Annotated in this window: 13 protein-coding genes and 3 tRNA genes; 8 read left to right on the top strand and 8 right to left on the bottom strand. The window is 73.3% G+C overall.

The window, feature by feature from the left end; genetic code table 11:
* Window positions 1-122: 122 nt before the first annotated feature.
* From ABT008_RS11130 to bioB, 4 genes are all read right to left on the bottom strand, one after another.
* Entirely contained in the window at window positions 123-1,076 is a 954-nt protein-coding gene (locus tag ABT008_RS11130) for a hypothetical protein (protein WP_350695565.1), read from the bottom strand.
* Between the two features lie 197 nt (window positions 1,077-1,273).
* The gene (locus tag ABT008_RS11125; RefSeq protein ID WP_350695564.1) at window positions 1,274-1,780 is read right to left on the bottom strand and encodes a GNAT family N-acetyltransferase; all 507 of its coding nucleotides are present in this window, start codon (window positions 1,778-1,780) and stop codon (window positions 1,274-1,276) included.
* A 3-nt stretch (window positions 1,781-1,783) separates the two neighbouring features.
* A complete protein-coding gene (gene bsaP, locus ABT008_RS11120) occupies window positions 1,784-1,984 on the bottom strand; it encodes a biotin synthase auxiliary protein BsaP (RefSeq protein ID WP_350695563.1) in 201 nt (66 codons plus the stop codon).
* On the bottom strand, window positions 1,984-2,979 hold the full coding sequence (gene bioB, locus ABT008_RS11115) for a biotin synthase BioB (protein ID WP_350695561.1): 996 nt from the start codon (window positions 2,977-2,979) through the stop codon (window positions 1,984-1,986). Before bioB ends, bsaP begins: the two co-directional genes overlap by 1 nt.
* 197 nt (window positions 2,980-3,176) lie before the next feature.
* Here bioB and ABT008_RS11110 point away from each other — a divergent pair, with 197 nt between their 5' ends.
* On the top strand, window positions 3,177-4,313 hold the full coding sequence (locus tag ABT008_RS11110; protein WP_350695559.1) for an 8-amino-7-oxononanoate synthase: 1,137 nt from the start codon (window positions 3,177-3,179) through the stop codon (window positions 4,311-4,313).
* On the top strand, window positions 4,301-5,038 hold the full coding sequence (gene bioD, locus ABT008_RS11105) for a dethiobiotin synthase (protein ID WP_350695557.1): 738 nt from the start codon (window positions 4,301-4,303) through the stop codon (window positions 5,036-5,038). The genes ABT008_RS11110 and bioD overlap by 13 nt, the downstream gene beginning before the upstream one ends.
* 11 nt (window positions 5,039-5,049) lie before the next feature.
* On the opposite strand, the gene ABT008_RS11100 is transcribed toward bioD, so the two are convergent.
* Together ABT008_RS11100 and ABT008_RS11095 are read right to left on the bottom strand one after the other, a co-directional pair.
* Complete coding sequence (locus ABT008_RS11100; RefSeq protein ID WP_350695555.1) at window positions 5,050-6,294, bottom strand: cytochrome P450; 1,245 nt, start codon at window positions 6,292-6,294, stop codon at window positions 5,050-5,052.
* A gap of 9 nt (window positions 6,295-6,303) precedes the next feature.
* Window positions 6,304-6,972 carry a class I SAM-dependent methyltransferase gene (locus ABT008_RS11095; RefSeq protein ID WP_350695553.1) on the bottom strand — a complete coding sequence of 223 codons (669 nt, stop codon included), beginning with the start codon at window positions 6,970-6,972 and terminating at the stop codon, window positions 6,304-6,306.
* A gap of 176 nt (window positions 6,973-7,148) precedes the next feature.
* On the opposite strand from ABT008_RS11095, the gene ABT008_RS11090 reads away from it, so the two are divergent.
* Window positions 7,149-8,060: a hypothetical protein gene (locus ABT008_RS11090; RefSeq protein ID WP_350695551.1), complete on the top strand. Its 912-nt coding sequence runs from the start codon at window positions 7,149-7,151 to the stop codon at window positions 8,058-8,060.
* Between the two features lie 96 nt (window positions 8,061-8,156).
* Here the strand turns inward: ABT008_RS11090 and ABT008_RS11085 are convergent, their stop codons facing one another.
* Together ABT008_RS11085 and ABT008_RS11080 are read right to left on the bottom strand one after the other, a co-directional pair.
* The gene (locus ABT008_RS11085; protein ID WP_350695549.1) at window positions 8,157-8,732 is read right to left on the bottom strand and encodes a TIGR03086 family metal-binding protein; all 576 of its coding nucleotides are present in this window, start codon (window positions 8,730-8,732) and stop codon (window positions 8,157-8,159) included.
* Window positions 8,733-8,823: 91 nt separating this feature from the next.
* Entirely contained in the window at window positions 8,824-9,426 is a 603-nt protein-coding gene (locus tag ABT008_RS11080; protein ID WP_131056437.1) for a TetR/AcrR family transcriptional regulator, read from the bottom strand.
* A 307-nt stretch (window positions 9,427-9,733) separates the two neighbouring features.
* Here ABT008_RS11080 and ABT008_RS11075 point away from each other — a divergent pair.
* From ABT008_RS11075 to ABT008_RS11055, 5 genes are all read left to right on the top strand, one after another.
* A tRNA-Gly gene (locus ABT008_RS11075) sits at window positions 9,734-9,806 on the top strand.
* Between the two features lie 34 nt (window positions 9,807-9,840).
* Window positions 9,841-9,911: transfer RNA gene (locus ABT008_RS11070), tRNA-Cys, on the top strand.
* 17 nt (window positions 9,912-9,928) lie between these two features.
* Window positions 9,929-10,003 (top strand) — tRNA-Val (locus tag ABT008_RS11065).
* Between the two features lie 743 nt (window positions 10,004-10,746).
* Entirely contained in the window at window positions 10,747-13,674 is a 2,928-nt protein-coding gene (locus ABT008_RS11060) for an ATP-binding protein (RefSeq protein ID WP_350695547.1), read from the top strand.
* 115 nt (window positions 13,675-13,789) lie between these two features.
* Complete coding sequence (locus ABT008_RS11055; protein WP_350695546.1) at window positions 13,790-14,608, top strand: AfsR/SARP family transcriptional regulator; 819 nt, start codon at window positions 13,790-13,792, stop codon at window positions 14,606-14,608.
* Window positions 14,609-14,639: the final 31 nt, after the last annotated feature.

Below are 14,639 nucleotides of genomic sequence, written 5' to 3'. Positions count from 1 at the left end.
ATGCCAGGCACCATGTACCAGCCCGCTCAAGATCCCTACCAACTGACACATGTACCGGGACTTCAACACTGACAGATGTCATGAGACTGAATAGTCAGCGTCGAACGGCAACTTTCCAAGATTCACGACTCCGGTCGCCAGCCGGCGGCGACGAGGGCGCGGCGGACCGTGTCGGCGACCTGGTCGGGGTGGGCGCGTACCAGCCAGGCGGGAAAGCGCAGGATGCGATCACCCGTCGTCCACACGTCGTTCTGCCGCTGCATGTCCGCCGCCCACTGGCGTACGTCCATGTGGTGTGCACCGTCGATCTCGACGTGGATTCGCCACTCGCGCCAGTACGCGTCCAGCCAGCGCGTACGCCCGGTGGTGTCGGTTCGTCGCTCTTGCAGGTCCGGTGCGGGCAGCCCGGCGCGGCGGCAGAGTCGCACGAAGTCGATCTCGCTGAGCGCCTGGGCGCCTCCGGCGATGTCGTCGACGGTCTGCCGGATGAGACTGCGTCGAGGTGCCCGGGGCAGGACGTCGAGGACGGCGGCCACCTCCTCGGGCAGTACCCGTCTCTGCTGGCACCCGGCTGCCAGGATCTCCTGCGCCGCCCGGGTCGAGGGCGCCCAGCCCGCCGCGTCCACCAGGGCACGTGCCGTGCTGGTCCGGGGCGGCCGGCCGACCTGGAGGTGGTCGGCGGGCAGCAGCGACGTCCGGTGCAGCACCACGGCGGCCATGTCGAGCGGCAGCCGGCGCAGGGTAGTACGCCTGACTCGGCGGGTCGACGGTACGAGGACGTGCAGCGGCTCGGGTCGCAGGCCGCGTACTCCGGCCTCGGCGGCTGCGGTGGGGCCGGCGAGGACCGCGCCCCGTCCGCAGGCGAGGACGGCCACCCAGAGTTGCTGGGCCCGGGTGAGCCGACCGTTGCCGGTCAGCAGGATGCCACGACCGACCGAGCGCCACCGGCCGGACCGGACGAGGCCCCGCAGCGCGCCCTCGGTCAGCACGGTCCGCGCCTGGGCGGTGGTGAGGACTCCGGCCTGCGCGAAGGCCAACCACTCCAGGGTGTCGGCACGATCATCGGGAACGGGCATCGTCCGACTCTGGGCACCCGATCGGCGGGGCGCCACCGGATTTCACACATCACGGTCGGAGCCGCGAGGTCCGCGATGTGAGGACGCGCGGTTAGGAAGGGTCCCCTGCTATACACGAGGCGTTAGCAGGGGACCCTTCCTTACACAGCACCCGCCGCGCCCACGGGGAGCGCGCGAGCATCGCGGCCCGGGGAGGGTCAGCGGAGTTCGTCGGCGAGCAGGTCCATCAGGAGGCCGTCGTGCCAGCGGCCGTCGGCGCCGCGTTCGTAGCGACGCAGGATGCCGACGGTGCGGAAGCCGACCTTCGCGTACGCGCGGATCGCGGCGGTGTTGGCCGCCGCCGGGTCGATGGTGAAGCGGTGGTGGCCGTGGGCGTCGATCAGGTGTCGGACCAGGGTGCGGATGGCGTCCCCGGCGAGGCCCTGGCCGCGTACTGACGGGTCGAGGAAGATGTCCAGCCCGGCGTGGCGGTAGTCGGGGTCGTTCTCGGCGTACCACTGGATCGCGCCGACCACCCGGCCGTCGTGCTCGACGACGTACACCTCCAGGTCGTCGTCGGCGAGGTCGGCCTCGACGGTGGCGGTCAGGTCGTCGTCACCGCGCCACCAGCGACGCACCTCGGGCTCGGCGCGGATGGCGGCGAGCGTGGGCACGTCGGCGGCGCTCGCCGGCCGCAGGGTCACCGCCTGTCCGCGCAACGTCATGCCTCAGCCTCGCTGTGCGCCGTGCTCGACGCAGGTGGCGGACCAACCGACCGGCAGCACCTGCACCTTCATCCGGCGTCGGCAGTGGGCGCAGTATCGGGGCGGCTCCAGGGTGCGGGCCGCCGCGCAGCCCTGGTGGTCGCCGACCGCCACGGCCTCGCCGCAGCGGTCACACCACGTCCCGACCAGCTCGCCCATCCGCATCAGAGCGTCGCCGACAGCGCCTTGACCGGCATCTTGAGGTCGTCGAGCAGCTTGAGGTCGTCGGTGGCCGGTCGGCCGAGGGTGGTCAGGTAGTTGCCGACGATCACCGCGTTGATGCCGCCGAGCAGACCGTCGCGGGTGCCCAGGTCACCGAGGGTGATCTCCCGGCCGCCCGCGTACCGCAGGATGGTGCGCGGCATCGCGAGCCGGAACGCGGCGATGGCCCGCAGCGCGTCCTTGCCCTCGACCACCGGGCGGTCACCGAGCGGGGTGCCCGGCCGGGGGTTGAGGAAGTTCAGCGGCACCTCGTGCGGGTTCAGCTCGGCGAGCTGGGCGGCGAACTCGGCCCGCTGCTCGACGGTCTCGCCGAGCCCGAGAATGCCGCCGCAGCAGACCTCCATGCCGGATTCGCGGACCATCCGCAGCGTCTCCCAGCGCTCCTCCCAGGAGTGCGTGGTGACCACGTTCGGGAAGTACGACCGGCAGGTCTCCAGGTTGTGGTTGTACCGGTGCACACCCATGTCGACCAGTTCGTCGACCTGCTCCTGGCTGAGCATGCCGAGCGAGGCGGCGACCTGGATGTCGACCTCGGCCTTGATCGCGGCGACGCCCTCGCGCATCTGCGTCATCAGTCGGGCGTCGGGGCCGCGGACGGCGGCCACGATGCAGAACTCGGTGGCCCCGGTCGCGGCGGTCTGCTTGGCGGCCTCGACCAGCGACGGGATGTCCAGCCAGACCGACCGCACCGGCGAGGTGAACAGGCCGGACTGCGAGCAGAAGTGGCAGTCCTCGGGGCAGCCGCCGGTCTTCAGCGAGACGATGCCCTCGACCTCGACCTCCGGGCCGCACCAGCGCATCCGCACGTCGTGGGCGAGCTGGAGCGTGGCGGTCAGGTGCTCGTCGGGCAGGTTGAGCACCGCGAGGACACCGGCCTGGTCCAAGCCGACGCCACCCTCCAGCACCTGGGTACGGGCCTGGTCGAGGATCTCTGGCATGGCACGTACCCTACAAGGCCGTCCGACGGGCGGAAACGCGCGCGGCCCCGCCCCGGTGACCTCCGGCGAGCCGTACCGCGCCACGCCGGGGCGGCCCGGACGGGTGGTAACTTCGCCCGGCGGAAGCGCCCGGGGCGACGACGTGCGACCGGGCGACGACGCCTGACGGTGGAAACCGGCGGGGAAGGGGCGTGGTGGTGGCGGACTGGCTGGCGGCCCTGGCACGCCGCGCCGACCTGCGGGCGAAGGCGGGACTGACCCGTCGGCTGCGTCCGCGTACCGCCGACGACGCCGTGGTGGACCTGGCCGGCAACGACTACCTGGGCCTGTCCGCGCACCCCGAGGTGGTCGCCGCGGCGGCGAAGGCGCTCTCCGAGTACGGGCTGGGTGCGACCGGGTCACGACTGGTCCGCGGCTCCACCGAGGCCCACCACGCGCTGGAGGACGCCCTCGCCGACTGGATCGGCACCGAGCGGGCGCTGGTCTTCTCCTCCGGATACCTCGCGAACCTCGGCGCGGTCCGGGCGCTGGTGCGCCCCCGTACGCTGCTGGTCTCCGACGCGCACAACCACGCCAGTCTGATCGACGGGTGCCGGATCTCCGGCGCGGAGACCGTGGTGACCCCGCACGCCGACGTCGACGCGGTCGCGGCGGCCCTGGCCGCAGCACCCGACCGGCCGGCGGTGGTGGTCACCGAGTCGGTCTTCTCCGTCGACGGTGACCTGGCGCCACTGGCCCGGCTGCACGCGACCGCCCGCGCGCACGGGGCGCTGCTGCTGGTCGACGACGCGCACGCGCTCGGGGTCGTCGGCCCGGCCGGGGCCGGTGGGGTGGCCGCCGTCGGGCTGACCGGCGAGCCGGACGTGGTGGTCACCGCCACCCTGTCCAAGGCGCTCGGCGGTGCCGGCGGGGTGGTGGCCGGTCCGGCCGAGTTCGTCCGGCACCTGGTGGAGACCGCGCGGACCTTCATCTACGACACCGCCCTGCCGCCGGCCGTGGCCGCCGGGGTGCACGCCGCCGTCGGGCTGGCCCGCGACGGCGACGCCCTCCGCGCCGACCTGGCCGCCCGCGCCACGCTCGCGGTGGACCGCCTGCGCGCCGCCGGCCTGGAGGTCTCCGCCCCGGACGCGGCCGTCGTCTCGGTCACCGCGCCCGGCCCGGAGGCGGCGAGTGACTGGGCCGCCGCCTGCCGGGACCGGGGGGTGGCGGTGGGCTGCTTCCGGCCGCCCTCCACCCCGGACAGCCGATCCCGGCTGCGGCTCACCATCGGTGCCGGGCCGTCCCGGGCGGACTTCGAGCGGGCCCTGGAGGTCATCGTGGAATGTGCGCCATGACGGATCAGTGGCGCGGACCGGTGCTGGTCACCGGGACCGACACCGAGGTCGGCAAGACGGTGGTGACCGCGGCGATCACGGCCGCCGCGCAGGCGGCCGGGCTGCGGGTGGCGGTGGTCAAACCTGGTCAGACGGGTACGGCCACCGGTGAGCCCGGTGACGTCGAGGCGGTCACCCGGCTCTCCGCCCCGATGACCGCCCGCACCCTGGCCGCCTACCCCGATCCACTCGCCCCGCTGGCCGCCGCCCGGGTGGCGGACCTGCCGCCGCTGGAGTTGTACAACGCGGTCGACGCGATCCGCGAGGAGGCGGAGAAGCACGACCTGGTGCTGATCGAGGGCGCCGGTGGGCTGCTCGTGCCGATGGGGCTGCGGCCCTCGGGCGAGGCGTGGACGGTGGCCGACCTGGCGGTGTCGTTGGGTGCCCCGGCGGTGGTGGTGGCCCGCGCCGGGCTGGGCACGCTCAACCACACCGCGCTCACCCTGGAGGCGCTGGACCGGCGCGCGGTGCCGGCGGGCGTGGTGATCGGCGCCTGGCCGGCCGACCCGGAGCTGGTGCACTGGGCCAACGTCAGCGACCTGCTGCCGAACCTGCTCGGGGCGTTGCCGGCCGGGGCCGGGGCGATGGACCCGGGCGTGTTCCGGCGGTCCGCGCCGGGCTGGCTGACCCCGGCGTTGTACGGCGTGCTCGACGACTGGCGGGCCTGGGCCGACGAGATCAACTGAGGCCGACGAGATCACCTGAGCGGGGCGCGCGTCACGACCAGGGCGTCCGGCATCCGGAAGGTGAGGTTGTCCGGGTAACGGGGTGCGCGCAGCACGCGGACCCGGGCCAGCAGCGGGGCCGCCTCCGTCACCACGGTCGCGGCCTCCATCCGGGCGAGCTGGTCGCCCACGCAGCGGTGCACGCCCGCCCCGAAGGCCAGGTGTCGGCGTGACCCGCGTTGCCCCGGCCGGAACCCGTCCGGTGACTCCACCACCGCCGGGTCGCGTCCGGCGCGGCCCAGCCAGAGCACGATGCTGGTGCCCGCCGCCACCGCCGTCCCGCCCAGCGTGGTGTCCACGGCGGCGACCCGCCGCCAGGTGACGATCGGCGGCTCCAGCCGCAGCCCCTCCTCGACCACGTCGGCGACCGCCACCGAGCCGTCGCGCAGCCCGGCGAGCACGGTCGGTTCCCCGATCAGCCGGTGCATCAGCAGGGTGAGGAACTGCGAGGTGGTCTCCTGACCGGCGACCAGAAGGAAGAAAAGTGCGCCGACCACCACGTCGGGCGGGTACCCGGCGGCCCGCAGCGACCCGGCGAGCCCGCCGCCGGTGGCCGCGAACTCGCGCAGCACCCGGTGGAAGCGCCCCACCTCGACCGCGAGGGTCTGCTGCCGGTCGGCGTCCAGCGGTGCCCAGAACAGCTCCAGCGCGGCGCGGGCGAACTCCTTCACCGCCGCCACCGGCGCGTCGGGCAACTCGACCAGCCGGGCCAGCACCAGCAGCGGCAGGTCGGCGGCGAGCCCGGCGTGCAGGTCGACGGGTACGCCGTCGTCCAGCGCGGCGTCCAGGCCGGTCACCCGTCGACGGACCAGCGTGGCCAACCAGTCCCGCTGGTCGGCCACCCGCTTCGGGTGCAGCGCGTCGGCGACCAGCGCACGGATCCCCGGGTGGTCGGCGCCGCCGTTGTTGGCCAGCGTCGGCGGCAACCGGAACCGGTGCGCGGCGAGGATGCGCAGCGCGGCCACCGGGATCGGGGTCACCGCGTCCAGGGCATTGTCCGGGCGGTACGTCACCGGGTCGGTCAGCACCTGCCGCACCAGCGCGTGCCGGGTCACCAGGAGGTGTACGCCGCCCACGTGGTCCACGACCCGGGCAGTGTCGGCACCGGCCGCGTCGGCCCCGGCCCCGACTCTGGTCCCGGCGGCCCCGGCCATGGCGGCATCGGCCCCGGCGCTTCCGGTCGCCTCCGGGGCCTGCTCCCAGGCGCGGAACAGCACCGCGTCACGCTAGCGGGCCGCCGACGGCCGTCCCGCGCGCAGCCGCCACACCGTGGTGCGCTTCACCCGTACGCTCTCCAGCGCCTCGCTGACCGGCACGTCGTAGGCGGCCAACTCGTCGAACCGGTCCCTGGGCAGGAAGGCGCGTCCGGGATCGCCGACCAGCACGGTGGCCCCGGAGCGGGCGGCGCGCAGCAGGAACCGCAGGACCCGGTTGGCCATCGCCTCGCTGTAGAACACGTCCCCGGCGAGCACCACCTCGGCGTCCCCGGCGTGCCGATCGAGGACGTCGCCGAGTTCGGCGTCGACGCGTACGCCGTTGGCCTCGGCGTTGAGCGCGACCGCCGCGACGGCCAACTCGTCGACCTCCACCGCGCGCACGACGGCGGCACCGGCCCTGGCGGCGGCGATCGCCACCAGGCCGGAGCCGGAGGCCAGGTCGAGGACCCGCCGGCCGGCGACGAGGTCCGGGTGGTCGGTGACGTACCGGGCGAGGCCCTGGCCGCCCGCCCAGGCGAAGGCCCAGAACGGCGGCGGCCGGTCGCTGCGGAACTCACCCTCGGTCAGCTCCCACAGGCCGATCGGCTCGTCCGCCTGGTGCAGCCGCACCTCGGGTACGAAGGCGACGGGGCCGAGCCGGGCGTGCAACTGGACGAAAGCGGTGGAGAGAGCGGACACCCGGTGATTGTCCATCGTGACCCTGCTCGGCGTGTCGCGGGTGCCGGGTGACCGGTTCAATACCGTGCGTGAAAAGGGGCATCTTGCTTCACACCACGTGCGAACACGCCCGTCTAGCGGCTGGCATCCGGCGCTCATAGCGTGGCTGATGGAGGCGACCAACAGGAGGACAGATCGTGAGAAGGCTGTGGCGGAACACGCTACGGATCGGGGTGGTACTGGCCTGTGTCACCGGTGTGCACCTGGCCATGTCCGCGCCGGCACAGGCGGCGTTCGCCACCGAACTCAGCGGCCTGCCGGACCGGTTCACCGCCGGAGGGCGGGTGGAGACGGTCTCTGCCGTGGTGTCCCGCTCCGACCAGGGCGGCTGCATCAAGGTGCGTTGGTCGATGGTGGTCGGTGTGCAGGGCGTACGGCTGGACCAGGTGCGGATCGACCGGATCGAGGAGAACGGTTCGTTTCCGGTGCAGGTGCGGACCGAGGGCAACGCGGCCCGGTTGACCGACCGGCAGCTCGACCCGGGCACGCTCTGCCCGGGGCGTACGGTGACCGCCCAGTACCGGATCGCGTTCGCCCGCGACGCCGACCAGGGGCAGGTCCAGCTCGCCGTCGAGGCGTACGACCAGAACCTGCAGTTGCTGTCCCGCCAGACGGCGACCCGCGACGTGGTCGGCGGCCGAGGGGCGGCCGGGCCCACGGTGGCGCCGACCCCGACCGAGGTGACCCCGACGGAGTCGCCCCGGGAACTGGAGCCGCAGCCGACGGAGGACCCGCCGGAGGAGGGGCCAGGGGAGAGGGTCGATGCCGGTGCCGCCGGTGGCGGAGCCGCCGCGCCGGACGCCGGAGCCGCCGGCAACATCTCGCAGACCGGGGCCGGGCTCGGCCTGACCGAGGTCGCCTTCCTGCTCGGTGGGCTGCTGCTGTTCCTCGGCGTCGGCCTGCTGATGCGGCTGCGGCAGTTGACCAAGGAGCCGGAGCCGGTATCCGCCGACGGCGTCTCGGTGAGCGCCGCGGACCGCTGGGAGCGGCAACCCGGGCCGCGCCAGCGGTGGCGGACGGTACCCCGTGACGGTGGTCGGCTGGGCTGACCGCTCGAATACTTCACACACCGGGGGTGCGGCCGGCGCGGGATGACCCGCGCCGGCCGCCGTACGTGCTGGCCTTGGTGTGTCGGCGGCGGGCCGTTACGGGGCCCAGCCGGGATCGCGGCCGAACGCGGCGATCAGCCGGTCCTGCTCGTCGGCCTGCGGCGGAACGTCGACCCGGTCGTGCACCAGCCCGTTGCTCCGGTAGCCGCCGACGGCGCGACTGAACCAGCGGGCGCACTCGGCGACCGCGTCGGCGTCCATCCTCGGGTCGGCACCGATCGCCACGGCCAGGTCCCACCCGTGGACGAGATGCTCGGCGAGCAGTTGGTGCAGGTACTCCTCGGCGGGCGTGTCGCCGGCCGAGAGGTGCACGGTGCGGTCCAGCGCGCCGGGGGAGGCGGCGGCCAACTCGGCCTGTGCCGCCGCGTCGCGCGCCGCGACGACCGGGTCGGCACCGAGCTGGTCGCCGTCGTAGCGGTCGCCGACCTGCGCGATGGTCCGGCCGGCAAGCAGCGCGACGCTCCAACGCTGTTCCCCGACGACATGGTTGACCAGCGTGTGGACGTCCCACCCCGGGCACGGGGTCACCGCCGACCACTGCCCGCCGCCGACCTGTTCCACCCGGTCGGTGAACTCCACCAGGCTGCGCCGGTACACCTCGAGCAGGTCCATGGCGTCATTGTCGTCGTCGTCGGCCGGCTCCGGTGGCGGTTCGCCAGGTGCCGGCGTGCTCGGCGTGGTGTCGAGTGCCGGCGCGGTGGGCTCAGTCGAGCTGCGCGGGGTCGAGGCCCAGTTCCCGGGCGGTCACCAGGCGGACCCACTCGGCGAACTGCCGCCGGGAGATCACCCGGTCGTGCACCGCGAGCTGGACCGCCAGGCCGTCCATGACCGCGCTGATCCGCCAGGCCGCACCGGCCGGGTCGGTGCACTCGAAGACGCCCTCGCGGACCCCGTCGGAGATCACCGTGGCGAGGTCCTGCCGCCAGCGCAGGTCCAGCTTGCGGGAGACCTTCTCCAACTCGGGGGTACGCAACGACTCCGACCAGCCGTCGATCCACATGGACCAGGAGGTGGGTCGACCGGCGGGGGTGTAGAGCCGGAGGATGCGGCGGAGCTTGGTCAGCGGTGGGGCGCTCGACCGGGTCACCGTGTCCAGCCGGGCCAGATCCTGCTCGACCGCGTACGCGAAGGCCTGCGCGAGCAGCCGTTCCTTAGTGGCGAAGTGGTAGAAGACCAGGGCCTGGCTCACCCCGGCGGCCTGCGCCACGTCCGCCGTTCGGGTGTTCGCGAGCCCACGCTGCACGATCACGTCACAAGCGGTGCGCAGCAGGGCATCCAGGCGGATCTCGGCCGCACGTCTCGTCACGCCCGTCACCGTAGCCCATCGAGGCGGACACGGCGTGTCACCAAACCCCTGGTGATCCGGCTTGCGACAGTCGGAACCCGGACACTCGCGACTTCCGTCCCGGGTCGCCTCCCGAGCTGCGGTCCTTCCCTTCGGTGGCCCTCCATCGTCGGCCGCGATCAGGAGCATCCAGCACAGGCTCCTAGGAAGCTCACGGAGCGGGATCTGCCCCACGCGGCGGAACCGGACGCGCCGGGTGGGGCCCGATTTGGCAACCGTTCCACCGCTCGGCTAAAGTTCTCATCCGTCACCGGAAAACCGGAGACGTGCGGACGTAGCGCAGCTGGTAGCGCATCACCTTGCCAAGGTGAGGGTCGCGGGTTCGAATCCCGTCGTCCGCTCGGAGCTGCCGCCACGCGTGACGGGGGCAACCTCGGTGGGGTGGCCGAGAGGCGAGGCAACGGCCTGCAAAGCCGTGTACGCGGGTTCAAATCCCGTCCCCACCTCGGTGTAACAACAGCACGGGCGATTGGCGCAGTGGGAGCGCGCTTCCTTGACACGGAAGAGGTCACTGGTTCAAACCCAGTATCGCCCACCATCGATAGTCGCAGAGTGAGCGGCCCGCTATCAGATCTTGATAGCGGGCCGATTCGTGTTCCGGCGACCGGTGCGCATGCTTCTCCCACACCGTCCCCCAGTGCTGCTGACGGTCCTCGTCGCCTGGGCCTCACTCCATCGTCGTGCTTTCGGCTGGCTGCCCGTGGCGACGACGAGGCGATGCACGATGGCCGAACTGGCCCGCAATCTCGGGCAACAGGCTGCGCGTGATTCGCCGAGCTGCGCGTGATTCGCCGAGCTCAGCATGATTCGCCCAGACTAGGCGTCATCCGCAGTGCCGGGCGTCCTCCGCCACGCTGGGCGTCATCCGTCGGACCGTGCCAGCGGCATGCGCGCGATGCCGAGCCTGGACATCGCGCTGCTGGTCTGCCCCGGACTCCGCCCCGGCGACACAACTTCATGGATGTTGCTGCCTCGCGTGCCCCTTGAGGCAGCAACATCCATGAAGTTGCTGCCTCGGCCGTGTCGGAGGGCACCCCGAGGGAGCGGTCGGTGGTGAGCGGCCGGCCCGTCACCTCCCGTGGTCGCGCCCTGGATGCCCTCGCGCCTCGGAGGCATCCGGGGCGCGGGGACGGTGGGGCGCGGGTGCGGGGTCGTGCCGCGCCCCGTCGGGGCGACACGCAGCGCAGATGCGGTTGTGATGGGAAAAGCGATGCCAGGAAATGCCGGTTACATTCTCGGCGCTCAATTCCTGGTCATGTCGGGCCGTGGCGGTCGGCTAATATGCACCGATGCGCGTCGCTTCGCGATCCATTCTGTTCGGGTGCATTCGCCATGTTTCCAGTTGATCTGCCAACTGTCTGGGCCGGCCGGGAAAAGGAACTGTCCGTGCTGCACGCCGCCGCCGAGGCCGCCGGCCAGGGCCGTGGCGCGGTGCTGTGGGTGGAGGGTGAGGCGGGAATCGGGAAGTCTTCCCTGGTCGCAGCCGGTCTAACCGCTGGTGGTGGCGGCAACCGTGAGGTGCTGTGGGGGACCGCGGACCAGTTGTCCCACCGCTTTCCGCTGCGGGTGATGCTGGACTGTCTCCAGGTTCGGCTGCGCTCGCCGGACCCTCGTCGAGCACGGATCGCCGAGTTCCTGCGGGACCGGCGGCCAGGGCTTTTCGCGGTGGACGACATCGCCTGTACGGCCACTGAAATGCTCGTGTCGCTGGTCGACGAGTTGTGCACGGACGCGCCCACGGTGCTGGTCCTCGATGACCTGCAATGGGCCGACGAGGCGTCGTTGATGCTGTGGCACCGGCTCGCCCTCGCCGTCGAGGAACTTCCACTGCTGTTGGTCAGCGCGACCCGTCCGGTGCCGACCCGGCAGGACGTCCAGACGTTGCGGGCCGCCACCCTGCGTCGGGGCGGCACCCTGCTCTCACTCGGCGCGCTCAGTCCGGACGACGTCCGCACGATGACCACCGGGGTCCTCGGTACGCCACCGGGGCCGGGACTCGACCGTCTGCTCGGGCGGGCCATGGGCAATCCGCTCTATCTGCGGGAACTGCTCGACGCCCTGGCCCGGGAGCAGAGCGCCGGTGCGGTGCCGAGCGGTGGTGAACTCTCCGACGATGCGCTGGATCGGGTGCCCGCCTCCTTCGCGGCGGCACTGACCGACCGGCTCAGCGTGGTGTCCGCGGCCACCGCCCAGATGTTGCGGACCGCGTCGCTGCTCGGCGGGGAGTTCGCCGTCACCGACCTTGCCGCGGTGCTCCGCCGGACCGCGTCGGACCTGGCCGAAGGGCTGCAGAACGCGGTCACCGCCGGGATCGTCGTCGGTGTCGGCGACCAGCTCGCCTTCCGGCACCCGCTGATCCGTCAGGCGCTCTATGACAGCATGCCGGCCGCGCTGCGTGCGGCGCTGCACTGCGAGGCGGCGAGGACGTTGGCCGGTGCCGGCGCCGAACCGCTGCGGGTGGCCCAGCAACTGTTGGCGGCCGGTCACACCGGTGACGAGTGGACCCGGACGTGGGTCGTCGAGGCGGCACCGACGTTGGCGGCCCGCGCCCCGGACATCGCGGCGGAGCTGCTGCAACGCGAGTTGTCGGTGAGCCCGCTCGACCGTGCCGACCAGGCCGCGCTCTCGGTGGAACTGGCCCGGGTGCTGCTCGACGCCGGGCGCCACTCCGAGGCCGCTGCCCGGGCCCGGTCGGCGTTGACGCTGCCGACCGAGCCGGGACAACAGGCCGAGATGTCCTCGATCCTGGCCCGCACGCTGTTCGGCCAGGGCCGCAACGAGGAGGCGTTGGAGGTCCTCGGGGCGGCGCTGCGCCGTCCGGGCGTACCGGCGGTGTGGCGGGCCCGCCTGCTGGCCTCGCTGTCGATGGTCAACCGGGCGAGCAACGGCGACCTGGACACCGCGGACAGCACCGCGCGCGAGGCGTTGCGGGTGGGGGAGGAGGCCGGGGACGCCTTCGCCGTCGCGTACGCGTTGACCGACCTGTGGCTGACCCACTCGGTCCGCCGCGACCACGAGGCCGCCCTCGACTACGCCGACCGGGCGCTGGCCGTGCTGGGCGACGCACCCGAGCACGCCGACCTGCGGACCTTCGCCTTCGACGGCCGGATCTTCAGCCTGCAGAATCTGGACCGGTGGCCGGCGGCGCAGGAGACCCTGTGGCGGGCCCGTGACCTGAGTCAGCGGGCCGCTGGGCCGGGACAGGGCGTCTCGACGCTCACCGCCGCCGTGCTGTTGTACTGGCTCGGCCGCTGGGACGACGCGCTCGCCGAACTCGACGTCCTCGGGCGGGACAGCACCACGATCACGTACTCCGGGCTCCGGGAGCGCGGGCCGGCGCTGCTGTGGCACGGTGTCGCCGCGATGATCGCTGGGCGTCGCGGGAACAGCGCCGCCGCGACCGAGCACCTGCGCGCCGGTCTGGAGCTTCCCGTGCGTACCGTCGCCGACCGGGAGAATCGCGACTTCCTGCTCGCCGCGCGGTCGCTCGCCGTCGAGCAGGAGGGGGATCCGGCCCGGGCGCTGGCGGAGCTGTCGGTGGTGCTGGAGCGTGGGCCCGGTGAGATGACCCTGCTCCACCAGTGGGCGCCCGATCTGGTGCGGCTCGCGGTGGCGACCGACGACGCGGCGGCGGCCCGGGCGGCGGTGGAGGCGTGCCGGGCCGAGACCGCGGCGGAGACCCGGCCGGGGCGGGCCGCGGCGGCCCTGCGCCGGTGTCAGGGGCTGCTCGACGACGATCCGGCACCGCTGCGCGAGGCGGTCGCGTACTACCGGTCGGTCGGATCGCCGGTGGAGCTGACCGGCACGCTTGAGGACCTGGCGGCGGTGCTGGCCCGCCGCGGCTCGTCGGCCGAGGCGAGGACGCTGCTGGGCGAGGCGGTCGACGGGTACGACGGTCTCGGCGCGGTCTGGGACGTGCGCCGGGCCGAGCGGCGACTGCGGCGTCTCGGGGTGCGCCGGGGTGTCCGGGGGCCCCGGCCGGCCCGCGCGCAGGTCGGCTGGGAGGCGCTCACCCCGACCGAGGCGCGGGTGACCGCGCTGGTGGCGGAGGGACGGTCCACACCGGACATCGCGCGGGAGATGTACCTGTCGCGGCGTACCGTGCAGACCCACATCTCGCACGTCCTCGGCAAGCTCGGCGTCCGGAGCCGGGTCGAGATCGCCCGCGAGGCGCTGCGCCGCGAGGCGGTGTCCGGCGCCGAGCCCTGACCCTCGGACGTCACCGGAATCGGTATGCGTCAACTGACTGATGTCTGCGCGCGGTGATCGGCGCAGCATCGGTGGTGGGCACGGCGACCGATGGGGGACGGAGGAGTTCCGGAAGATGAGGTATTCGAGCCAGCAGCCATTCCGGGGACGGGCGGTCGAGGAACCGGAGCCGCCGACCGCTGCGCAGCCGCCGGACGCGGGCGCGCCACTCGTGGTCCGCTGCTTCGGCGGGTTCCACCTGGAGATGCCGGGGCGGCGGTTGGAGTGGACGACGGTCCGGCCGAGGGTCCGCGCCCTGCTGCGTTTCCTGGCTGCCCACGGTGGTCGGCCGGTACACCGGGAGACCATCCTGACGGCGCTCTGGCCGGAACTGCCGGTCGGGTCCGGCATCCGCAACCTGCACGTCGGTGTCTCCACGTTGCGGGCGTTCCTCGAACCGGGTGTGCGGCGCGGCGAGTCCCGGTTCGTGCGCAGGGACGGCGAGTCGTACCTGCTGGACCTGCCGCGCAGCGCGCGCTGCGACGTGCGCTCGTTCGAGAACGCGGTGGCGGCGTGGCGCCGCAACGTGGGCGCGGGGCAGCGGGGCGTCGCGACGGCGGCCCTGCGGGAGGCCCTCGCCCAGTACGCCGGTGACCTGCTGCCGGAGGACGGGCCGGCGGAGTGGGTGGTGGCCGACCGCGACCGCTACCGGACGCTGGCGGCGGAGGCGGCGGCGACGCTCGCCGCGTTCGAACTGGAGGCGGGCGATCTCGCCGGGGCGGCTGCGGCGGCCCGACGCGGACTGGAGATCGACGGGTTTCGGGACGACGCCTGGCGCGTGCTGGCCGAGGCGCACCAGCGTTCCGGCGACACGGCGGCGGCGGCGCGGACACGCTGCGCGTACGACCGGGTGCTGCGCACACTCGGGGTGCCCGAGTCGGCCCGCGCGGCCTGAGCGCCCGCGCGGGCGTCGGGGTCCGTGCGGG

It is taken from the genome of Micromonospora sp. NPDC002389 (assembly GCF_040296095.1).
In the GTDB taxonomy this organism is placed as follows: Bacteria; Actinomycetota; Actinomycetes; order Mycobacteriales; family Micromonosporaceae; genus Micromonospora.
The sequence above is the reverse complement of the archived record's forward strand: the minus strand, read 5'-3'. Positions and strand labels throughout refer to the sequence as shown.